Origin of the sequence: Burkholderia anthina, from assembly GCF_902498995.1 — a bacterium.
Taxonomy (GTDB): Bacteria; Pseudomonadota; Gammaproteobacteria; order Burkholderiales; family Burkholderiaceae; genus Burkholderia; species Burkholderia anthina.
The window spans coordinates 139,524-159,965 of record NZ_CABVLY010000012.1; the positions used below are offsets into that span (position 1 = coordinate 139,524).

The 20,442-nt window shown below is 61.7% G+C and carries 16 protein-coding genes, 1 tRNA gene and 2 riboswitches; of the genes, 6 read left to right on the forward strand and 11 right to left on the reverse strand.

All coding sequences use genetic code 11. The features are described from left to right. Window positions 1–34 precede the first annotated feature (34 nt). The 5 genes from gcvH to BME24068_RS17345 form a co-directional block, all read right to left on the reverse strand. Window positions 35–415, reverse strand: a complete 381-nt coding sequence (gene gcvH, locus BME24068_RS17325; protein WP_096506676.1) for a glycine cleavage system protein GcvH — start codon at window positions 413–415, stop codon at window positions 35–37. A gap of 125 nt (window positions 416–540) precedes the next feature. Continuing rightward, window positions 541–1,659, reverse strand: a complete 1,119-nt coding sequence (gcvT, locus tag BME24068_RS17330; RefSeq protein WP_096506675.1) for a glycine cleavage system aminomethyltransferase GcvT — start codon at window positions 1,657–1,659, stop codon at window positions 541–543. An 85-nt stretch (window positions 1,660–1,744) separates the two neighbouring features. Further along, window positions 1,745–1,876: riboswitch (glycine riboswitch) on the reverse strand. Window positions 1,877–1,908: 32 nt separating this feature from the next. Then, window positions 1,909–2,011, reverse strand: a riboswitch (glycine riboswitch). Between the two features lie 110 nt (window positions 2,012–2,121). Then, entirely contained in the window at window positions 2,122–2,490 is a 369-nt protein-coding gene (locus BME24068_RS17335; protein ID WP_174926795.1) for a hypothetical protein, read from the reverse strand. A 214-nt stretch (window positions 2,491–2,704) separates the two neighbouring features. Beyond that, window positions 2,705–3,757, reverse strand: a complete 1,053-nt coding sequence (locus BME24068_RS17340) for an oxidoreductase (RefSeq protein WP_174926796.1) — start codon at window positions 3,755–3,757, stop codon at window positions 2,705–2,707. Between the two features lie 213 nt (window positions 3,758–3,970). Further along, window positions 3,971–4,681: an SGNH/GDSL hydrolase family protein gene (locus BME24068_RS17345; protein WP_174926797.1), complete on the reverse strand. Its 711-nt coding sequence runs from the start codon at window positions 4,679–4,681 to the stop codon at window positions 3,971–3,973. Window positions 4,682–4,958: 277 nt separating this feature from the next. Here BME24068_RS17345 and BME24068_RS17350 point away from each other — a divergent pair, with 277 nt between their 5' ends. Then, window positions 4,959–7,046, forward strand: coding sequence for a UvrD-helicase domain-containing protein (locus BME24068_RS17350; protein WP_174926798.1), 2,088 nt, complete (start codon window positions 4,959–4,961; stop codon window positions 7,044–7,046). 108 nt (window positions 7,047–7,154) lie between these two features. Here the strand turns inward: BME24068_RS17350 and BME24068_RS17355 are convergent, their stop codons facing one another. Beyond that, window positions 7,155–8,054: a c-type cytochrome gene (locus BME24068_RS17355; protein WP_174926799.1), complete on the reverse strand. Its 900-nt coding sequence runs from the start codon at window positions 8,052–8,054 to the stop codon at window positions 7,155–7,157. A 260-nt stretch (window positions 8,055–8,314) separates the two neighbouring features. Here BME24068_RS17355 and BME24068_RS17360 point away from each other — a divergent pair. Then, window positions 8,315–8,390, forward strand: a tRNA-Arg gene (locus BME24068_RS17360). 88 nt (window positions 8,391–8,478) lie between these two features. On the opposite strand, the gene BME24068_RS17365 is transcribed toward BME24068_RS17360, so the two are convergent. From BME24068_RS17365 to BME24068_RS17385, 5 genes are all read right to left on the reverse strand, one after another. Then, window positions 8,479–9,930: a TniQ family protein gene (locus BME24068_RS17365; RefSeq protein ID WP_239008063.1), complete on the reverse strand. Its 1,452-nt coding sequence runs from the start codon at window positions 9,928–9,930 to the stop codon at window positions 8,479–8,481. Continuing rightward, window positions 9,927–10,979 carry an ATP-binding protein gene (locus BME24068_RS17370; RefSeq protein WP_124555782.1) on the reverse strand — a complete coding sequence of 351 codons (1,053 nt, stop codon included), beginning with the start codon at window positions 10,977–10,979 and terminating at the stop codon, window positions 9,927–9,929. The genes BME24068_RS17365 and BME24068_RS17370 overlap by 4 nt, the downstream gene beginning before the upstream one ends. An 18-nt stretch (window positions 10,980–10,997) precedes the next feature. Beyond that, the gene (locus BME24068_RS17375; protein ID WP_174926800.1) at window positions 10,998–13,931 is read right to left on the reverse strand and encodes a DDE-type integrase/transposase/recombinase; all 2,934 of its coding nucleotides are present in this window, start codon (window positions 13,929–13,931) and stop codon (window positions 10,998–11,000) included. A 1,614-nt stretch (window positions 13,932–15,545) separates the two neighbouring features. Beyond that, window positions 15,546–16,046: an HAD domain-containing protein gene (locus tag BME24068_RS17380; protein WP_174926801.1), complete on the reverse strand. Its 501-nt coding sequence runs from the start codon at window positions 16,044–16,046 to the stop codon at window positions 15,546–15,548. Window positions 16,047–16,054: 8 nt separating this feature from the next. Beyond that, window positions 16,055–16,567, reverse strand: coding sequence for an HAD domain-containing protein (locus BME24068_RS17385; RefSeq protein WP_239008062.1), 513 nt, complete (start codon window positions 16,565–16,567; stop codon window positions 16,055–16,057). Window positions 16,568–16,721: 154 nt separating this feature from the next. Here BME24068_RS17385 and BME24068_RS17390 point away from each other — a divergent pair, with 154 nt between their 5' ends. The 4 genes from BME24068_RS17390 (at window position 16,722) to BME24068_RS17400 (ending at window position 20,337) form a co-directional block, all read left to right on the forward strand. Next, the gene (locus BME24068_RS17390) at window positions 16,722–17,261 is read left to right on the forward strand and encodes a DUF6471 domain-containing protein (protein ID WP_124555784.1); all 540 of its coding nucleotides are present in this window, start codon (window positions 16,722–16,724) and stop codon (window positions 17,259–17,261) included. Window positions 17,262–17,605: 344 nt separating this feature from the next. Beyond that, entirely contained in the window at window positions 17,606–17,941 is a 336-nt protein-coding gene (locus BME24068_RS17395; protein ID WP_124555807.1) for a hypothetical protein, read from the forward strand. Then, window positions 17,925–18,125 carry a BPSL0761 family protein gene (locus BME24068_RS35390; RefSeq protein WP_124555785.1) on the forward strand — a complete coding sequence of 67 codons (201 nt, stop codon included), beginning with the start codon at window positions 17,925–17,927 and terminating at the stop codon, window positions 18,123–18,125. The genes BME24068_RS17395 and BME24068_RS35390 overlap by 17 nt, the downstream gene beginning before the upstream one ends. A gap of 532 nt (window positions 18,126–18,657) precedes the next feature. Continuing rightward, window positions 18,658–20,337, forward strand: a complete 1,680-nt coding sequence (locus BME24068_RS17400) for an HsdM family class I SAM-dependent methyltransferase (protein ID WP_239008061.1) — start codon at window positions 18,658–18,660, stop codon at window positions 20,335–20,337. Window positions 20,338–20,442: the final 105 nt, after the last annotated feature.

A 20,442-nucleotide genomic window follows, 5' to 3' on the forward strand; every position in this document is an offset into this window, starting at 1 on the left:
GCTGGCCGGCTCCGCGCGGTTCGGGTAAGGAAAATTAGTCGATCAGCTTGCTGTAGGCGTCAGCGTCGATCAGCTTGTCGGTCGATGCGCCGGCCGCGAGCTTGATCTTGAAGAGCCATACGCCGTACGCGTCGCTGTTGACTTCTTCCGGCGAGTCGACGGCTTCTTCGTTGATGGCGATGATCTCGCCGGACACCGGCGAGTAGATGTCGGATGCCGCCTTCACCGATTCGACGACGCCGACGGCGTCGCCCGCGTTCACCGACTTGCCGACTTGCGGCAGTTCGAGGAAGACGATGTCGCCGAGCGTGCTCTGTGCGTGATCGGTGATGCCGACCGTCAGCGTGCCGTCTGCTTCGGTGCGGATCCACTCGTGTTCGTCGGTGTATTTCAGATCGGCCGGGACGTTGCTCATCGGATGCTCCTGGATAAAAGGTGTGTTCGTTATGCTGGCGCGCCGCCGGGGCGCGCCGGGTGTGGTTGCGCCGGGCGCCATTTCCCGGCTTTCCGGGAGGCGGCCTCCCGGTCGCTTCTCGGTCGTTACGCAGCGAGGACCTTGCCGTTGCGCACGAACGGCAGTTTTACCACGCGCGCGGGAAGTTGCTTGTCTCGAATCTGCACATGAATGGTGTCGCCGACCTGGACGGCCGCCGGCACGCGCGCGAACGCGATCGATTCCTGCATCGACGGCGAGAACGTGCCGCTCGTGATTTCGCCTTCGCCGTGCGGCGTGACGACTTTCTGGTGTGCGCGCAGCACGCCGCCCGCCTTGCCGTTTTCCTTTTGCAGGATCAGGCCGACGAAGGCGGCACGCGAGCCGTCGCGCTCGAGCGCGGCACGGCCGACGAATTCGCGCGGCGCCGACAGGTCGACCGTCCATGCGAGGCCCGCGTCGAGCGGCGACACGTTGTCGTCCATGTCCTGGCCGTACAGGTTCATGCCGGCCTCGAGGCGCAGCGTGTCGCGCGCGCCGAGCCCGCACGGGCGCACGCCGTTCTGCTGCAGCGCGTTCCACAGGGCTTCCACGTGCACGGCCGGGACGATCACTTCGAAGCCGTCTTCACCGGTGTAGCCGGTGCGTGCGATGGTGAGATCGCCGAACGGCGTGCCGGCGACCTGCGCGGCGTTGAACGGCTTCAGTTCGCTGGTGGCGGCGCGTGCGGCGGGCACCGTCGCCCAGGCTTTTTCGCGTGCGTTCGGGCCCTGAACGGCGACGATCGCGAAATCGCGGCGCGGCGCGATGGTCAGGCCGTAGCCGCCTTGTTCGTTGAGCTGGTTGAACCACGCGATGTCTTTCTCGGCCGTGCCGGCGTTGACGACGACGCGGAAGAAGTCTTCGGTGAAGTAATAGACGATCAGGTCGTCGACGACGCCGCCCTGCGGATTGAGCAGGCACGAGTAGAGCGCCTTGCCAGGAATCTTGAGCTTGCCGACGTTGTTCGCGATCGCGTGCTCGAAGAATGCGCGCACGCGGCTGCCGGTGAAATCGACGACGCACATGTGCGACACGTCGAACATGCCGGCATCGGTGCGCACGGCTTCGTGTTCTTCGATCTGCGAGCCGTAGTTGACGGGCATGTCCCAGCCGCCGAAGTCGACCATGCGGGCATTGAGCGCGCGGTGCGCGGCGTTGAGCGGGGTGTGATTCAGTGCAGTCATCGAGGCCTCAGGCAAGGCGCTTGCGCGCGGGTCAGAACGGCCATGTGCCGACCACTGCGGCCGTGTGGCCTGCGAGCGATCCGGTACATGCCCCTCTGTCCTCGATACCTGAGAGATTGCGCTGCGGCAAAGCCGGCGAACGCGCGCCCCTTCGGTGGGCAGCTTGCCTGCGCCGCATAGGCGCAACGGGCTACTGCCGCTCTCCAGAGTGCGGGGAGTGCGGCCCGCGCGATGCGCGGACGGAATTCCCCGACGCGGTCGGTCCTTTTGCCTGAGAGTTTGCGGGTGTGCCCCTTCGGCGGCGCGACCGGCGTTCCAGCTATGCGGTCACACGCTCTCCCGACGCGTGCGGGCGACTGTACGCGAGCGGGTGGGCATTGTCAATTTGAGCAAAAAATGTCGCTTCGCGACAAGCGGCGGCATGGCGCGCCGCCGCTTTTTCGCCGCCGGCGGGCGCCGGCGTTACTCGCCGATCGCGCGTGCGGCCGTGTCGAGTTCCTGGTTCAGCACGCGCTGCTCGTCGCCGGACAGGCCGCCGCCGTGCTGGGCCGACATGTCGTTCGACTCCTGGCGGATCACGTCGAGGCGATGGTGCAGTTGCGCGCCGTACGGCGGCGGGTAGTAGCCGCCGTTCACGCGTGCGTCGATCCGGCGATGCAGGTTGTCGATCCTGCCCTGGATCTCCAGCAAGCGATCGTTCGCGACGACTTGCGGGTTCGGCCGCGGCGGGGGCGGCGGCGCCTGTCGCGCCGGCCGCTGCGGCTGCACGACACAGGCCGCGAGCGTGGAAACCAGGACGCAGCATGCCGCTGCGCGAATCAACCGTTGCATCACATTCTCCTGACGGTTTGGTGTCGAATCGACTTTTTGAGAAACGCGTCAGACCGGCTCACCGCTGACTTTCGTTCCCGCACCATTTGTAACGGAATGTTCGGAGCGGCGCCGCCGCGGTGGCGCCGCACGGGGGCTGCCCGCGCGCGGCGCGGCAACGCACGGGGCGGGGGGCAGCGTGCGGCAGGGTCGGCACTGACCCGGCCGGCGGCGGTCAGACCATCCGGCGCACGAAGGGTATCCGGCGGCCGTCGTGCTCGCTCTGTGCGGCGAGTTCGATGATCGTCATCACGTCGACGGCATCCTGCGGCGTGACCGGGAACGGCGCGCCGTCGTGGACCGACGCGGCGAGCGCGCGATAGAACTCCGCGTACTGGCCGTCGAGCGTCGGCACCGGCCGTTCGATCTCGACTTCGCCGTCGAGCACGCGCAGCACGCCGGGCGGATTGCCGCCGCCGAATTCGACGTCGTCCGGCGTGAGGCCGGCCTTCAACTGGTCTTCCTGCGTGTCGAGCCCGAACTTCTGATAGCTGCCGCGCGTGCCGTGCAGCGTGAAGCGGGCGGGTTCGATCGCCGACAGCGCACTCGCGTGCAGCGCGACGTCCTTGTCCGGATAGCCGAGCAGCAGGTGCACGAAGTCGGGCGCCGTGCCGTTGTCGCGGCGCGTCTTGACCGTCGCGCTCACCGTCTCCGGCAGCCCGAACAGCGCGAGCGCCTGGTCGATCAGGTGCGGGCCGAGGTCCAGCAGCAGGCCGCCGCCGCGCGCGGGCTCCTCGCGCCAGCGCGTGCGCGGGGTCGGCCGGAAGCGGTCGAAGTGCGACGTGAAATAAGTGAGCCGGCCGAGTTCGCCCGATTCGACGATGCGGCGCACGGTGAGGAAGTCGCCGTCCCAGCGGCGATTGTGGAACGGTGCGAACAGGCGGCTGCGTGCATTCGCGAGCCGCGCGAGCGCGAGCGCTTCGTCGGCGGTGAGCGTGACGGGCTTGTCGACCACGACGTGGCGGCCGGCTTCGAGCACCTGACGCGCGAGCGCGAAGTGCGTGTCGTTGGGCGTGGCGATCACCACGCAGTCGATGTCATCGAGGCCGAGCAGCGTATCGAGATCGGGGACGATGCGCGCGCCCGGATACGCGGCGCGCGCGCGATCGGCCTGGCCGGTCGCGATCGCGGCGACCTCGGTGCGGCCGCTCGTGGCGATCACGGGCGCGTGGAACGTCGCGCCGGCGAAACCGAAACCCATCAAACCAATCCTGAGCAATGACGACATGGCAATCCCTGGCTGCGAACGAAACGAAAGGATGGATGGCGTGCCGCGAAGGCGCGGGCACGACCGGCTATTTTGGCACGGCGCGACGGCGCGTATCGGCGCGTTCGGCAAAACGCGCGGTTCGTCCCGGCGCATGCGCGGGTGAGGCCGGCGTTTGGCGCGGCGCCGGATGGCGCCGGGCGCTTCCGACCGGTGGAGCGGCGCCGGCCCGCGTCATGCGCCGGCCCGCTGCCGCAGTATGGCGCTCGCGACCTGTGCGGCCCAGGCCGAGCAGGCCGCTGCGCCGGGATGGAAGCCGTCGGCGGCCATCAGGTGGCGTTCGAGCGGCAGCGCGACGCGCAGGAACGTGCAGTGCGGCTGCGTCGCGGCCCAGTCGGCGAGCGCCGCGTTGAGCCGTTTCGCGCGCAGCCCGAGATACCACGCGAGCGGCTGCGGCAGTGCCGGAAAGCGCTCCATCGGCGGCACCGCCGACAGGATCACGTGCCCCACCCGAAAGCGCGCCGTGAGCAGCCGCACGAGCTCGGCCTGCCGGGCTTGCCAGCGCGCCGGCGGCACGCCGCCCGTCACGTCGTTGACGCCGAGCGACGTCACCGCCACGTCGAACGGCTCGGCCGGCTCGGTCGCGAGCCAGTCGACGAGTTCCCGCGTGGCGAGGCCCGTGCGCGCGAGCAGCTTCCAGCCGACCCGGTGCGTGGCCGCCAGCGTGCGCGCCAGCTGGCCGGACAGCGCGTCGTGCTGCGTCGCCACGCCGACGCCCGCGGCGGCCGAATCGCCGACCACCAGCACGCGCAGCGGCGGGCCGTCGCCGGCGACGCCGTCGCGCGGGCCGGCCGCTTCGGGCAGGCGCGGCGTGACGCGGCGCACGTGGCGCCCCTGGAGGAAGAGCAGCGGGCCGAGGGCGGCGGTGGCGAGCGGGTATCCCATGAGGTCGATCCGGTGGCGTGCATGCGGGTGCGGCACGGGGGTGCGCCGACGTCCGTTCATTGTGGCCGATCGCGCCGCGCATGGGGCCGGATTGGCCGTTCGGACAGGGGACGGAACGGCACTCCGCCTGCGCGGCCCCGTCCGGCGGCGCTCCCGAAATCCGAGCCGCCGACGTGTTAACATGCGCGTCCTGCCCGCGTGTCCGCCTGCATTCCAGGCCCGCCGCGCGCGGCATCCTCCCGGCGTTCCGCCGTCAACCGCAACATCATCCGCCATCATGTCCGCAGGCCTCAACCCCGCTCAGAACGAAGCGGTGCGCTACCTCGACGGTCCCTGCCTCGTGCTCGCCGGCGCGGGCAGCGGCAAGACCCGCGTGATCACGCAGAAGATCGCGCACCTGATCGAAGCCAAAGGCTTCGAGCCGCGCCACATCGCGGCCGTCACGTTCACGAACAAGGCGGCTGCCGAAATGCGCGAGCGCGTGTCGAAGCTGCTCGAGGGCAAGACGCTCACCACGCCCGGCAAGGAAGGCCGCAAGGTGCCCGTCAACCAGCTCACCGTGTGTACGTTCCACTCGCTCGGCGTGCAGATCCTGCGTCAGGAGGCCGAGCACGTCGGCCTGAAGCCGCAGTTCTCGATCATGGATTCGGACGACTGCTTCGGGATGATCCAGGAACAGCTCGGCACCACCGACAAGGGGCTGATCCGCAAGATCCAGAGCATCATCTCGCTGTGGAAGAACGGCTTGATCATGCCTGACGAGGCGATGGCGATCGCGGCGAACGAGGATGAGCACCAGGCCGCGATCGTCTACCGCAACTATGTCGCAACGCTGCATGCGTACCAGGCGGTCGACTTCGACGACCTGATCCGCCTGCCGGCCGAGCTGTTCGAAAAGAACGAGCAGGTGCGCGACCGCTGGCAGAACAAGCTGCGCTACTTGCTGATCGACGAATACCAGGACACCAACGCGTGCCAGTACGAACTGGTGAAGCTGCTCGCAGGCAAGCGCGCCGCGTTCACGGCGGTGGGCGACGACGACCAGGCGATCTACGGCTGGCGCGGCGCGACGCTCGAGAACCTCGCGCAGCTCGGCAAGGATTTCCCGAACCTGCACTTGATCAAGCTCGAGCAGAACTACCGGTCGACGGTGCGGATCCTGACCGCCGCGAACAACGTGATCGCGAACAACCCGAAGCTGTTCGAGAAGAAGCTGTGGTCCGAGCACGGGATGGGCGATTCGATCACCGTCACGCCGTGCAACGACGAGGAGCATGAAGCCGAGTCGGTCGTGTTCCGGCTGTCCGCGCACAAGTTCGAGCGGCGCGCGCAGTTTCGCGACTACGCGATCCTGTATCGCGGCAACTTCCAGGCGCGGATCTTCGAGCAGGTGCTGCGGCGCGAGCGGATCCCGTACGTGCTGTCGGGCGGCCAGTCGTTCTTCGACAAGGCCGAGATCAAGGATCTGTGCGCATACCTGCGCCTGATCGCGAACGCCGACGACGATCCCGCGTTCATCCGCGCGGTCACGACGCCGCGCCGCGGGATCGGCAACACCACGCTCGAAGCGCTCGGCTCGTTCGCGGGCCAGGCCAAGGTGTCGCTGTTCGAGGCCGTGTACATGGGCGGGATCGAGGCGCGGTTGTCCGCGCGCCAGGTCGAGCCGCTGCGGATGTTCTGCGACTTCATCCAGCGGCTCACCGATCGCGCGGACAAGGAGCCCGCGACCATCGTGCTCGACGACATGATGGAAGCCATCCACTACGAGGCCTACCTGTACGACGCGTTCGACGAACGGCAGGCGCAATCGAAGTGGCAGAACGTGCTCGAATTCCTCGAGTGGCTCAAGCGCAAGGGCACCAAGCCCGAGACGGAAGCCGTCGACGGCGAGGCCGAGGGTTTCCACAACGCGGACGGGCTGGCGGACACCGGCAAGAACCTGCTCGGCCTGATCCAGACCGTCGCGCTGATGTCGATGCTCGAGGGCAAGGACGAGGATCCGGACGCCGTGAGGCTGTCGACCGTCCATGCGTCGAAGGGGCTCGAGTATCCGCACGTGTTCCTGGTCGGCGTCGAGGAAGGCATCATGCCGCACCGTGGCGGCAGCGAGGACGACGGCCCGATCGACAGCGAGCGGATCGAGGAAGAGCGCCGGCTGATGTACGTCGCGATCACGCGCGCGCAGCGCAGCCTGCACCTGAACTGGTGCAAGAAGCGCAAGCGGGCGCGCGAGACGGTCGTGTGCGAGCCGTCGCGCTTCATCCCGGAGATGGGGCTCGACGAAGCGCCGCCGCCCACGTCGGAAGAGGCGCCGATGACGCCGAAGGATCGGCTCGCGAGCCTGAAGGCGCTGCTGCAGAAGTGACGCGGCGTGCGGCGGCGGCCTGACGTCCGGTCGATCCGCGACCAAAACAAAACCCCCGCGATGCGCGTGCGCCGCGGGGGTTTTTTCTGGCCGGTGGATCGGCGGGCGTTACTTCGCCGCGTTGACCATGTAGTCGACGGCCGCCTTCACGTCGGCGTCGGACGCGTTCGACCCGCCCTTCGGCGGCATCGCGCCTTTGCCGTGCAGCGCGTAGTTGTAGATGGTGTCCATCGGATCCTTCAGGCGCGGCGCCCAGTCATCCTTGCTGCCGAACTTCGGCGCGCCGAGCACGCCGGCGGCGTGACACGCCTGGCACACCTGCGTGTACAGCGCCTTGCCGGCCGATGCGGCGTCGGCGCTGGTCGGCGCGGCCGCGGGCGCTTCGCCGGCTTTCGGAATCGCGGCGATCGCAGCCATCGCGGCGGCGGCTTGCGCGTTCGACGCATCGGCGCCCGATGCGCCTGCCGCGCCCGCGGCCCCGCTTGCTGCCGGCGCTGCATTCGCGGCCGGTGCGGCCGGTTCGGGGAAGTTCGCGCCGTCGCTGTTGGCCATGTAGACGATCGCGCGGGCGATTTCATAGTCGCTGACGTCGTCGGGGCTCGTGCCGCCGCGCGGCGGCATCGCGCCCTTGCCGGACAGCGCCGTCTTCAGCAGCGTGTCGAAGCCCTGCGCGATGCGCGGCGCCCAGTCATCCTTGTTCCCGAACTTCGGCGCACCCGCGGCGCCCGTGCCGTGACAGGTCACGCAGACCGCCTTGTAGACCTCCTCGCCGGTCTTGTACGTGCGTGGCGCATTGGCGTCCTTCACGGTGACCTGCGCGATCGGCGCGATACGCGCGGCGACCTGGTCGTCGGATAGCGCATCCGTGCCGGCGCCCGAACGGAACGCGTGGTTGGCATAAGTGGCAAAGAGGACGATCAGGGCGATCGGAATCGCGAACGACGCGATGATGACGGCAATCAACTGCCCGGGAGTTTTGACGGGAGATTCGTGGGGTGCTTCGCTCATGCTTGCCTCGTCTCCGTGAATAGGAATTGTGAGCGCGGTGCAACGGCAAATGGCAATCCAATGAAGCACGGTCGATTATAGACGGAACGTTTACATGACGGCGAGCGGCGCGATGGCGCGTGTTTACCCGCACGAATGGCGCGCTGGCGGGGATTCGGCGGGAAGGTGGACGCGTCATGGGAAACCGGGTATTCTTGCCGTCTTGCCCATGGTGGGCGGCCGGTTTATTGGGGTCGTTTCACTGTCGCGCACTGTCACACGCGCCCGTAGCTCAATGGATAGAGTACTGCCCTCCGAAGGCAGGGGTTGCTGGTTCGATCCCAGCCGGGCGCGCCAAATTGCCTGATTCCAGGCGTTGAATTTCCCTGTGGAGTTAATCAATTAATGTCGTTTTCGACACGAATTGGTTGTTTTTCCATAGATATCAGTCCATAGCTGGACGGTTTTCCTGTCGTCGTCTCCGGCGGCCTCCGCTCTTACGGCCACCCGCCCCGCTGCGTGCATTGACGCCTGCAAGGCAACGCACTCGCTCAAGGAAGATGCCGGCTTGCTTGTACCGAAAGCTCAAACCGGTCCTTTCGAAAACGTCCTGCTGTACTCGACGTCTTACGGGCTTTTCCCGTTTCGCGACAATAGCGTCGAACGATTTCCGAAACTCGTGGAACTTTAAATCTTCCAATTCCCTAGCGGTGCGGCGCACACGCTCCTGCCCGGCATCCACGAGTTGCTGGTTCAGCGTGGGCGAGAGCGAACGCAGAAATTTGGTCGAGACGTCCAATAGGTCTGCGGCCTCGCGCGCGGAAGACGCTCGCCCTGATTCGACTATCTGCTCAAACTCCTGCCGAAGTTCATTCCGCGGCCGGCGAGCCCCTTTCCGTTTGCGGACGCAAAGCTGAGTCGGCCGAGCCGGAGCCGGGCGTTTGAACAGCATCACCTTGTTCCCGAGAATCACGTCCGAGATAGCGGCGCCACAACAGAAAGCAATGAGCGCCAGACGCGGGAGGCTCGGGCGCGTTTTTCCCGATGTCCACCCGTGAAGCGCTCCTTTGCTTACGCCGAGATGCTGGGCGAAATGGGAGAGGTTGCCAGCGAAGAGCACCTCGGTTGCATAACGGAGGAAGTTCGTCGGCGCACCGACGTCGTGAAATTCATGTGGGTGATGATGCAGGTCGTCGACTAAATCGGCGACGAGCCGTGCGAACTGAACGTCCTCCTCCCTCGCTGGCTTTCCAACGTCGCTCGCTAGACTGCGTCCGTTGACTGTTGAGATTCCGGGCAGCCAGAAACTGCTCGCATTGGCGCGCTTTCCTTGTCTATGGAGCCAGAAGGGGTTGTCGTTGTTGCGATTCGATTTATCAACTGCTTGAAGCTGGACGCAGTGCAGCGGACAAGCGGCGACGCAATCAATCGCCCATAGCAGACGGTTATATTTTGGCCGCTCTGAACTCTCATCCTGCGCGTAGCAAATCGGACAGAACCGTTCGATTGGCGACAACAGCTTGGTCGGCGGGACAACCGCCTTCAAAGGAACGAGGGTGTGGAGTTGGAGGTCGTTGCGGCCCGTCGCATGGTTGAGCGCTTTGGCCCAACTGTCGGCCAACTCTGTCACTCCAGACGTCGCCAGCCCGTAGCAGTAGCATGCCATCTTCGCGCGCCATCCTGTCGACCCTGACCCAATTAACGGCACGACTGAGCGAAAGGCTAGCGTCCACGGAAGCATGCGATGGTCCTCGCTCAGACGACGGAAGTAGCTGGCGAGGTCTTCCAGGTCGTCACCGCTGTGACCCTCAGGGTTCAGCGAAAACAATGCCGACCGTGGCGGCGCATCTTCTGGCCAGCCGCCGGGTCTGCATGCAGGACTCGTCAACGCTGTCATCCGTGTATCCTCCCGTTGATTTTGCGTCGCGTCTGCTCCTCGAGCAGCAATACGTTCCGAATATCCTGCTCGGTGGCGTAGTCGTGTTCACGTTCCATCTGGAGGAACGGTTGGACCTCCGCCTCGCCCACCATCGTGTCTCGAGCAATCTTCCGTTGAGCTTCTTTCGACGGCATGCTCTTCAGGAGGCACGCATCGCTCCATACTTTCCTTTTGCTTTCGCAGCATCGCCCCGCAGCGCCCGTTAGCACATCAACTGTGGCTCCAGGCAATCCGAACGTGCCGGCGAAGAGGTACTCGAGCCGGTTCTCGATGTCGATATCGAACCCATACGGAAGGTGGGCGAGCAGTGACTTCACGAAGGTGCAGTATTCGGTGAAATCTTGGTCAGTCTGGAAGTATCTGGGATAGTGAACAACGCCGATGCGCCGCGCTAACTGCGCCGACGCGAGCACGAGCTGTTCGCATCCGTATGCCCCGAGTAGAAGCAGGTTGAACCCAGCCCGATTCGACAATGACTTCAGCAAATTTCCGTACTGCAGTGGGTCAGTCAGAGAGTTGGTGAAATGCACCGCCTCGTCGAGTATCAGGTGCTTTACCTCGCGGCGCCTAAGCGCCCGTTCAAACATCATCCGGCTATTTCGAACGGGGTCGGCGGGCTCGCTGACATTCTGGAGCAACACGGGTCCATCCAAAGAGCTGGGCGCCATCAGGTCTGCACAGAGGCGGTTGTAGAGAAGGTTGAAATTGAATTCGCCTCTGTCAGCGGCATCGACCTCGCTCATCACGGCCGGAATGATGTGACGCTTCTCCTGAAGCTGTATCGGATACCTAGACAAGAGGCTTTGCAACTGCTTGCGACCAAAGGTCGTCTTCCCCACTCCAGGTGGGCCCACGACCAGCGTGATGGAAAGACCGGCACCTGCAGTCATGCGGCTGCGCACTTCATGCATCACCGCATCGAGATTTCGGTGCGGAACGCAGGTTGCCTTCATGTATGCGGCCTTGTCCTCGGGCGAGCCAGCGACGGCCTGTTCGCGCGTAATCATGGTCGACCTCCAGTTAAATTAGATAGGATTCCTTACTGGTAGATGGGAGTAGTCGATTTTGAAGCGACCGAAAGTGCGAGGTGGGTTCGGACGTGGCGCGTCGTTGGCCCGACGCCGATAATTCGTCACTAGCGCTTCGTCAACACGCTCTTCATCGTACGGTGCCGACGCGCTGTTTTCCGTCGAGGCGTCGACGTGGGCAGTGCCTGAAACTTCAGCAACTTCCTCTGCGCTTTCGATTTCTGTCAGATGTGGCTTGCCGTAGATGAGTCGCGTTGCACCGGTCACGTCTGCTGCCGCAGGGGCATTATGCTCGGCGAGCACTCCGCGCAGCACACTCTCGAAGCTATTCTCGGGCGCCGCGCGCAGGCGCAACCGCACTTCATACAGGGCGTACCTGAGTTCAATCTGAGTTAATTGCCGGTACTGCATAAGAAGTCTTGAGACGCATTTGACCCAGTGACCGTCGATGCATGCATACGCGACGCATACGTTCCACATGTCTACGCGCACTTTGACCTTCTTGTTCTTGTTACGACGACCCGCGAATTCATCTGCCCAGTACCAGATGCGCCCGACCTTGATACCCATCTGGTTGTCGATTTCCCGAACGCCGCCGCGACTGGCCGGTATCAACGTCTGCAGCATGAAGCGCTCGTCATAGGGCCTCAAACGTGTCAACCGACGCCCGGTCACCATGAAGCGGTTATTCATGTATTCATTCGGTGTGTGGTCATGCGCCGGGTGCCGCCGTTCGCGGTTGTACTCGACGAAGAAAAAGTAGTCGAGAAGCCCATGCAGTTCGACGAACGTGAGGTGGTCCGCTCGCATAGGGTCAACCGACCGTGTCAGCGTTCTGACATGCCGCATTGCCTTTGTGTTTCCCACCAGCTCATGAATCAGGAGCTGGTTGGTCGTACCGAAGAGGCGTTCTATGACGCTGCCGAAGCGAGACTCATGTGCCGGACGAAACTCGAGCGTAATGTCGTTCAGGTCGCAAAAGTTGTCGAAGGCATTCGAGTGAAACTCCTTCCCGTTGTCGCAAACTAGGAAATCGGGAACGCGCTTGTGCATGGCAACCATCGCTCGCATTGCCATCATGCAGCTGACGGTGCTCGGCGGATGCGCCGAAAGATAGAAAGCCAGGACCGCGCGCGTTTCGGCGTCAATCACGATGGTGAGCCACGGTCTCAGCCTGTAAATTCGGTCGCCGTGGCCGCGAACCTTGATGATGATGTCGAGCTTTGTGTGGTCGATATGGACTCGATGGAACGGACGGCCTCCATGAATCTTGTCACCGCGGCGCAGATACCAAACGGCCGGCTCCTTGTTGTAAGCCCTACGGTCGCCTTCGCGCGAGCGAACGTCACGGAAAACTGCTGAGCGCTGATAGAAAGTATTGGCCGAGCATGGCTCGGCACCTCGCTCACGGCAGAGGCGAACGAAGGCATTGTATGAGTGGCTTCCCGATGGATTGGTTGGATTGTTCGCACCGAGCGCAACCTCACGAATTAGCGCCAGCACTTCCTCAAGGATTTGCGGCCCCCTCCCGCCCGGGTGTTGAGGGATGAGCGCCAGCATTTGAAGCGGTCGGGATTCGCCGGCCCCCCTGATTTTCTGTTTCCACCGCTGGATTGTGCGAGCACTATAAGGATGCGGTATGTCCGCATGTTCTAGCTGCTTGATGAGTTGGAACCGTCGGCGAGCCGTCTGAATCTGCTCGTCGGTGATGTCCTTGCATTGAGCAAGCAGTTCTTCGGTTGACTGCGGTGTCGATAGCAATTGAATATCTTCTTGCAGGAGCTGCTGGAACCGCATATCAGGCAGCTCTTCGAACACCCGAGATTCGGAGTCTCGATAGAGGACCTTCCCGGCCGGCATTGCCGTTACGGTGTAAACGTCCGGCTTTCCGCGAAACATAAATTCGGTGCCGACGTCGACTGTCATCACGAAGTGTGTGGATACCGTATGAGGTGGAGGTCGACGCCACTTCACGGCGTCGAGCTGCTCCAAGCTTGAACAAATCACTACGGATGAAGGGTCCGAAAGGTCGTCATAGTCCAGGTCGACGAACAGACGCTTATCGGCGATGGCTTGCAGGACATCATCGATGCGAAATCTGCCGGGCGGTGTCGGCAGCACGAGCGACTCGTTCCACGGCGTTTGGTCGTTGAACGCAAGCGCGAAGAGGGCGGCCATGCTCAGGGTTCCGCGCTTGCTGACGATGCGGTCGATTGCCGACCAGGCATCGTCCGTCAACGTCGATATCTGGTTATCGAGATACGCGCGCAGATGGCTGAGGTTCTCAATGAACCGTTGATTATGCTCGGCTGAGGAACGGAGGCAAAACGTGATTCCGAGCACCTTGAAATACTCTTCTCGCTCTGGGCAGTGCCATGTTGCGTCGTTTTCCGATTTGAAAAATCGAAACGGATACTTCTTCGCTAGCGCGACCAGGTGTTCTTCGTTTTTCCACTCTTCGATGAAGGGGCCGTACGGAGTTAGACGAAAAATGTCGGGTGTGTACGGCACCGTATGTGTGTATTCGCTGACTTTGCCGTGCCGAGACGTTCGTCTGATTTTTGTTGGGATGCCAACCTGGGGTGGCTGACAGTAGTGTTCGCGCGTCGTGCCATCCAGGTCATAACGGAAAACCACTGGAAACTCAACGTTTCGGCTTTCAGTTCCGACGCGGTCATCCAGTTTGAGCGATGTATAGCGTGTCACGACGTTGCGTGCGCGCCCTCCAACACGTCGTGAAGGTGATTCCCTTCGCGCTCGGATGATGTATTTCCGTCCCTCCTCCGGAGTGCCCCATTCATCCATAATGGCGAGGAGTTCTTCATCGGAGAACGGCTTCGCTAAGCCGCCGGGGCGGTTTTCGAGCCAGAGCGCCTCGGTCCGTTGCCAGGCCGAGAGCGGCGGAAGTTTGACCGGAAGCTGGATTGTCATTTTGTGCTCCCAATCGACGACGACCAGTTGCGGATGTGGGAGCGTCGCTGCGATTCTCCGTCTGTTCTGAGAATGCGAAGGGTGAACGACGCGCGCTCGCACCGCTTGTGCACGGTGCAGATGGTCGCGAGCCGGCCAGCATCGTCTCGCGAAATCGGCAGCGCTTTCTGGAAAGCGGCGGAAGCGAGCCACGTGCCGACGGCGAGCGCCATCTTGTCTTGGGGTCCCTCGTTCAGATACGTTCGCCATCGCGCGGCAGTCTTGCAGCTTGACGCCACATGGAAAGCGCCACTCTTGGATAGCAACGAAACCACTACTGACATAAAGTCTCGCGACTGAGCACTAGCACCTTGTACGGCGTCCGGAACGGACAGCGTTACTTCGACAATGTGATTGAAGCCGAGTGGCTTCAGAAGAACCAACGGAGCAATCGCGATTTCGGATGGGGTCTTGGTCCGTCGCAACGTTTGCTGCGCGTCTCTCCATACGCGAGGATTTTCGGCTCGTGTCAGACCAACGCTGCGGGACAATCGCGCTCCGCTTGGTATGAATTCGTGCGCTTGTCGCTTCGTCGTTGCGTTCGAAGCTTGGCCGGGTGCTGATATACAGGGCATCCCCGCTGCGTGTGGGGAGCGCTCGGTGGTATTTCGAGATTGGGAAGCAAGGAAACTGAAGGATGCAAGCCGACATGCAAAGTCGTTAAGTTCTCTAGTGAACGATGTATCAGAGCCTTCAGGGAGCATGTTGTCCTCCGCAAATGTGGTCCGAGTTAACGTGCGTCCTCCTCGCGGCACACAGTTAACTTGGTGCCTGCGAAGCATGGATGAGATGACATTCCCGCGGCAAACGGGCTGCGAAGATGCCTGGCTAACTGCTACTGGGAGTGGGACTTACGACGGGCCTGGAGCAAAATCCGTTGCCCAAAGAGGACCATGGTGACCCGTTTTACCGGGAGCGATGAGAGGGGATGGAGGAATACCGAGTGGGCCGAATGGCGGGTTTGGAGAGACGAGAAGGTCGACAGAATTATTGGATAAAAAGAGAGGGGCGATGATTGCTTTGGCATTTTGTCGCCGGCGCAGGGGTGTCGGCGGAATCAGATACTGGGAAATGCCAGATTGCGAGAAATATTGACGGTAACTTGGGCACATTTGAGAAAGGCTCCACGCTCGAATTGAACGAGCAAAGTCCTTTGACGCCCAATGGCCTCCGTGAGAAAATACGAGTGCTGGTCGTGGTTTTCTTCATGGAGACCACCGGGGTCGCGGTTCAAGTTCGCTTGGGCTTAGCGACCCCTTCTCGTTTTGTTGACGAAAAAGTCGGGTCACTAAACCCAAGCCGGCCGGTTCGGTGGGGGAGAATTTTGATTTCCGGTGCTGAGCCTCCATGGACGCCAAGAGATGCTTAATTCTAAAGCGGCAGTTTCTCTTTGCATAGTATTTTGACGGAAAATGTCAGCGGTTTTTTGCTAGTTAACTTAACTCGATAATTACTCATATTTAGGTATATTGTTAATGTGGCTCAGTTAACTTTATGGGATTAAATGAGTCAGGTGCTTGTGATGAACTCCGTTTTTTTACTGCGTCGATGAAACATACGTGCTGCTACGTGCTGCTACGTGCTGCTATGTGATGTGTTGATTCTGTTGTGTTGCGAAGTGCTCAACCGCCTGTTCAGCGCGCGCATTGCAGAGTGGCACGACAAACCTCTCTCCTCATCGACCAGTAGTAGATATGGGCGCAGGTTCGAACAATACCGGGCGGCGCTGTTGTCGAGGATGAGAATTTCTTTAGCGTGAGCGCTGATGTGTTTTTCCGCCTCACGTAGGCGACTTGGCAAGGCCCCTTCGTAGATAGCGGTGCGGAGCGTGGTACCCAATACTCTCTTTCTAATGAATGTGGGTAAGAGTTCAAGGCATGCGTCCACGGCGAGATGGTAGGTCCACCAGGTATTGAGTACCACAGCTGCATCCGGGTGCTCCACGAGCGCCTCCGCGAGCGCCGGTACGTACTCGAGGACCGTGTGTCCGGGGCACTGTAGTTCAGGAAGACGGCGGTGTCGGTACGAGAGATGGTTGGGGTGGAGAACGCCATCGAAGTTCAGATAGACCACCATGTGAGCCTCTATATAAGTAGTCCGAAGTTATCTTCGGTCGTGTCGATGCCTTCTTCAAGCAAGAGCTTTATCAGGCCGGCGATTTCGTTAGCCTCGTCGGTACCCGTCTTCTTCACGTGAACCGATTGAGCAATGTACTCATATGGGATGGCATACGGGGAGGCGTCGACTATAACTAGATGACTTGGCCGCCGCCGCCGTATGTCCGCACGTAGATAGTCCGCGCGGGAGAGGATGGCATCGCGCCTGTGGACGCGATTGCCGGGCATCGTCGCGCCGATGGTGGCGCGTGCGATTTCTTCCGGGAGGAGGTTGAGGATGCCTCGATAGCCGAAGTCGGCAACTAATCTTGAGTTGATGACGACGGACACGTTCGGTACGTCCGCCAGGAGCCGGGAGATTGCTGGCAATAGCGGCAGCGGGGTGGCGCGCGGTGTCTGGTGCCGCCAGCTTTGCAGCTTCGTAGAGCCGGGGCGCATAAATAGCACGCCCTCGACGCCGAGGTACAGGACTTGAGGCATGGTCGTGCGTTCCGGTAACCGCCGGGTCGGGACATTTCCGACCTGTCCGGGGCCAAACTTGCCGAGGCGGGTGATAATGATGGGACTCTATACGGGCGATTTTTTTACTTTTCTTGAAAGAGCCGTGTGAGTTTCCTCACACAGAAAATAGTACATGTCAGCGCAATTGCAAGTTAAATCTGCTGCCAGTGTGGAAAGTGGCTGGGCTAAGCTCGCATCTCGAGCGGCCCGGGTGATGCTCGCGCGTCAAGACATGAGCTACACCCAACTGGCGGGCGAACTCGCGAAGCTTGGCGTCGCGGAGTCAGCACACGCTGTCGAAGCGAAGGTTTCGAGGGGGACGTTCCGGTTCGCCTTCTTCTTGCAGCTCCTCGCTGGCTCGCGCACGGACTGCCCATATTTGTGGGCGAGCGCTCTCGGTTCAACGGAGACGTGGCAGGCCAGGTCAGCCGCGGTGTTTGCTGCAGAGATGACGGGGCAACCTTGGCTCAACTGGCAGATGTTGTCGAATCGCCTGCAGGAAATCGGAGTTAGCCTTCCTTCCGAATCGCTGCAAGCGCAAATCGAGAGCGGCTCTTTCCCGGCGACATTGTTTCTTCAATGCGCAACCGTGTGCCGCTTTGAGAGCGTCTATCGCTTTCTGGACACTTCCGCGCTTCATCGCGTCGCCTTGGCGAGTTCGTCCCGACCGTAACGGTGCTCGGAAGCCAAATCTTCTTGCATATTCTCGCCCACGGCCTAGACTGATTGTTGCGTGAGTTAACTCACGGAAATGCGCCCGCATAAGGAAAAATACAGAGGGGGCGCCGGGAGCGGCCACATCGATGGCATTGCTACGACGCGACCCCGCAGGGCATTGGATGGACGGCAGGTATCGTTGCTCACGTGCCCGACAAGGCGACTCGGTGTTGAACGCAGAATGCTCGTCTGCAAGCCGGGGAAGTTCTCTGTTGTGGAGTTGGTCGCAACCAGCAAATCCGTGCCTTCGCACAAGCTGTGTGCAGCCGGCTGCTCGCACTTCATAAGAGGGAGGCCATTATGGCCTTGTGGAACATCGCGTCAGTGGTGTCCCAGCCAGAGGTTTCTATCGCCCGATGGCGAGTTCTGGAAATCGATGCCGGGACAAGACACTTCGTCGGAGCGGACGAGCGCGATTTTAGCGGCCGTGTCAGTTCGGCAATCGTGGCGTTCGACTACGAAATGATGCGTGGTCGTACGCGGTCAGGCCGCGTTTATCAGCTCGTCGGCAGTCCCGGACGCTCGACCAACGCCGACTATGTTTGGCAGCACTGGTGTGCTATTAACGAAGTAAAGTCGTTCTCAGACGTTACGAAGCAACTGCTTGCAGGCACGGCCGATGACAACCGCATATGAGCGAACAAAATCGGTCATCGAGACGCGCGAGTTATTGCGACTGCTTGCATCTTCTGACGACATTGTGAGTCGCGGACATGTTAGGTCGGTCGCGGTACGGTTGCTTCGGCATTACCCACTCGTCATTGACCTCAAAGTTTCGGCGGCGGCACTACCCGGGATTTGGGCCGTCCCAGAACGCTAACGAAGTGACAGAATAGCGGTCGCGAGGGAGCGTTGAGCGAGCGAGTGTGATGGAATCGATGGGCGTATCGTAAGGATGTCGCCGTGAGGCAGCACCTACTGTCCTTTTTTAAGGCAGTGTTTTTAACATGCAAACTCTTTTCACGCCCGCCAAAACTCATCGAAGTATTGTCGAGACAGAAGCGCAGGTGGGACACACGTTGAAATAAGCTGTGAACTCGACCAATCCGTTGTTAGGCGGGAGCGTATAGTAGACTTCCGTACGCGAGACGGGGACCGCCACGACTGCCGAGTGGGGAAATCGCAGCAAGCTAGGCCCGGTGGAGGCACTGGCCGGAGCTTCTGCCGGCAGCGTCATACTGACATTGATGCGCAGGCGACATGCGATGAGCTTGTGGTCAAGGCGCCCGAGTTCGTTCTGAAAGCCATTAAAAACCTAGACCGATGCAGCGAGCAGACTCGATAGCCACCTGCCAATGACGCCAACCACAAAGTCCCAGTTCCTTCGCCTCGTCCGCGCTCTTCGGGCTGTCATGCAAGGCGCGCAACTCGGAACAGATGTGGTCATGGGTAGCGCATTAATGCGCTGGTGCAAGGAGTCGTTCCCGGGGTTGCCGCGTTCCGGCCTGCCAGCGAATGCGCAGTTGCGGAATGCCCCGGCCGTCGCGGCATTCGTCGACTTCGTGAAGAGCAAGGACCTTCTTGAGGCGATTTACTGGCTCTCCTCGGCCTATGCTCAGCTCGCTGGCGAAGAGCGCCGTAAGCAACTGGCGATGTTCTTTACGCCGCCATCGTTGACCAAACGCCTGCTGGATGACTTGTCGGCAAGTGGCGTGGATTTTTCGGTCCGGAAGTTCTGCGACCCCGCGTGTGGAGGCGCCGCATTTTTGGCGCCAATTGCGATGCGCATGCGTGATGCGCTGCGCGAGCGAGGAACATCCGCGACGCAAATCCTTGACCACGTGCAGCGCCACCTCCTCGGATTCGATAAGGATGCTGCTCTGTGCGAAATGTCGAAGCACTTCCTGCTGATGGTTCTGCATGACGAAGTTGTCGCGACCGGTGCGCGACCGAAGTTCCAGGTTCACCAAGGCGACTCGCTCATACGAGCTCAGCCACTGCTCGGAACTCTCGACGTTGTTGTCTGCAACCCACCGTTCCGGAAGATGCCGTCCGCCGAGGTCGCGCATTACCTGGGGCACTTCGCGGACATCATCGAAGCGCAGCCGAATTTGTACGCACTTTTCATGGCCTTATGCGTCAAATTGTTGGCGCCGGGGGGGACCTGCGCGCTTGTAACGCCCACAAGCTTCCTGTCTGGCCAATACTTTTCGAAGCTGCGCACGTTCTTGTTGACCCAAGCCAACGTGTTGAGTATCGGCATGGTTAGTGACCGGCTCGGCGTATTCATCGACGTGGAGCAGGAAACCGCACTGACGCTGGCGCGGCGAGAACAGACTGGTCATGTGCCCGCCACCGAAGCTTACGTGTCGGTTGTCGCCCGCGACGGCAACTACGTCAACGTGGGCCGTTGCGTCCTTCCTAACTCGGGCACTGCGTGGCCAGTTCCGCGAACGGAGAGCGACGTTGTATTGCTAAAGAGCGCCGCAAAATCGCGTGCAACCCTTGCCGACTATGGATACACCCCGCGTATTGGCGCATTCGTGTGGAACCGGGACACGCGCACGACCTACCCATCAGCAAAGAGCGCAGCACGTGCGCATGGAGGAACCGCTGTCCCGCTGCTGTGGTCAAGCGATATTTCTCCGGATGGTTCTCTGCGTTTCTCCGGAGCACCGAAAGCGAACCGGGAACACTGCTTCGTGAATCTCGGGGCGAAAGACCACCGCTCGGTTGTCCGCCGGCCCAGCGTCTTGCTGCAGCGAGTTACCTCTAACGACCAGCCTCGACGCCTGGTTGCTGCAGCCGTACCGCAAGCACTAATAGAAACCTACGGTGGTTTCGTCGGCGAGAACCACACCGTCATCCTCGAACAGGTGAGCCCTGAGCCCGCGCTCGCTCCCGAGGAGCTGGCGCAATTACTCGCCACCCCCACGGTGGACCGCTACTTTCGTTGCATCTCTGGGGCGACAAACGTATCCATCTTCGAGCTCGGCCAGCTTCGACTGCCCGACCCGGGACGGCTCAGAAATCTCCTCGCGCGGGGATGCGACATGCCGAGTGCTGCGCGCAGAGCGCTTCACGAGCAGTAGTCCGTTTTACCCATACGCCGGGAATCGCGACAAACATAAGACTCATGGCTTCGAGAAAACATCTGAACGACCTGCTGGAGGCGCAGAAGAAGCGGCGCGAAGAAC

What these genes read in the sequence shown, in the direction of transcription:
- BME24068_RS17335 (WP_174926795.1), bottom strand. Translation starts at nt 2,490, where the DNA reads ATGCAACGGTTGATTCGCGCAGCGGCATGCTGCGTCCTGGTTTCCACG.
- BME24068_RS17370 (WP_124555782.1), bottom strand. Translation starts at nt 10,979, where the DNA reads ATGATTACGCGCGAACAGGCCGTCGCTGGCTCGCCCGAGGACAAGGCC.
- BME24068_RS17385 (WP_239008062.1), bottom strand. Translation starts at nt 16,567, where the DNA reads ATGCCTCAAGTCCTGTACCTCGGCGTCGAGGGCGTGCTATTTATGCGC.
- gcvH (WP_096506676.1), bottom strand. Translation starts at nt 415, where the DNA reads ATGAGCAACGTCCCGGCCGATCTGAAATACACCGACGAACACGAGTGG.
- BME24068_RS17355 (WP_174926799.1), bottom strand. Translation starts at nt 8,054, where the DNA reads ATGAGCGAAGCACCCCACGAATCTCCCGTCAAAACTCCCGGGCAGTTG.
- BME24068_RS17380 (WP_174926801.1), bottom strand. Translation starts at nt 16,046, where the DNA reads ATGGTGGTCTATCTGAACTTCGATGGCGTTCTCCACCCCAACCATCTC.
- BME24068_RS17390 (WP_124555784.1), top strand. Translation starts at nt 16,722, where the DNA reads ATGTCAGCGCAATTGCAAGTTAAATCTGCTGCCAGTGTGGAAAGTGGC.
- BME24068_RS17395 (WP_124555807.1), top strand. Translation starts at nt 17,606, where the DNA reads ATGGCCTTGTGGAACATCGCGTCAGTGGTGTCCCAGCCAGAGGTTTCT.
- BME24068_RS17350 (WP_174926798.1), top strand. Translation starts at nt 4,959, where the DNA reads ATGTCCGCAGGCCTCAACCCCGCTCAGAACGAAGCGGTGCGCTACCTC.
- BME24068_RS17340 (WP_174926796.1), bottom strand. Translation starts at nt 3,757, where the DNA reads ATGTCGTCATTGCTCAGGATTGGTTTGATGGGTTTCGGTTTCGCCGGC.
- BME24068_RS17365 (WP_239008063.1), bottom strand. Translation starts at nt 9,930, where the DNA reads ATGACAGCGTTGACGAGTCCTGCATGCAGACCCGGCGGCTGGCCAGAA.
- BME24068_RS17375 (WP_174926800.1), bottom strand. Translation starts at nt 13,931, where the DNA reads ATGACAATCCAGCTTCCGGTCAAACTTCCGCCGCTCTCGGCCTGGCAA.
- BME24068_RS17345 (WP_174926797.1), bottom strand. Translation starts at nt 4,681, where the DNA reads ATGGGATACCCGCTCGCCACCGCCGCCCTCGGCCCGCTGCTCTTCCTC.
- BME24068_RS17400 (WP_239008061.1), top strand. Translation starts at nt 18,658, where the DNA reads ATGCAAGGCGCGCAACTCGGAACAGATGTGGTCATGGGTAGCGCATTA.
- BME24068_RS35390 (WP_124555785.1), top strand. Translation starts at nt 17,925, where the DNA reads ATGACAACCGCATATGAGCGAACAAAATCGGTCATCGAGACGCGCGAG.
- gcvT (WP_096506675.1), bottom strand. Translation starts at nt 1,659, where the DNA reads ATGACTGCACTGAATCACACCCCGCTCAACGCCGCGCACCGCGCGCTC.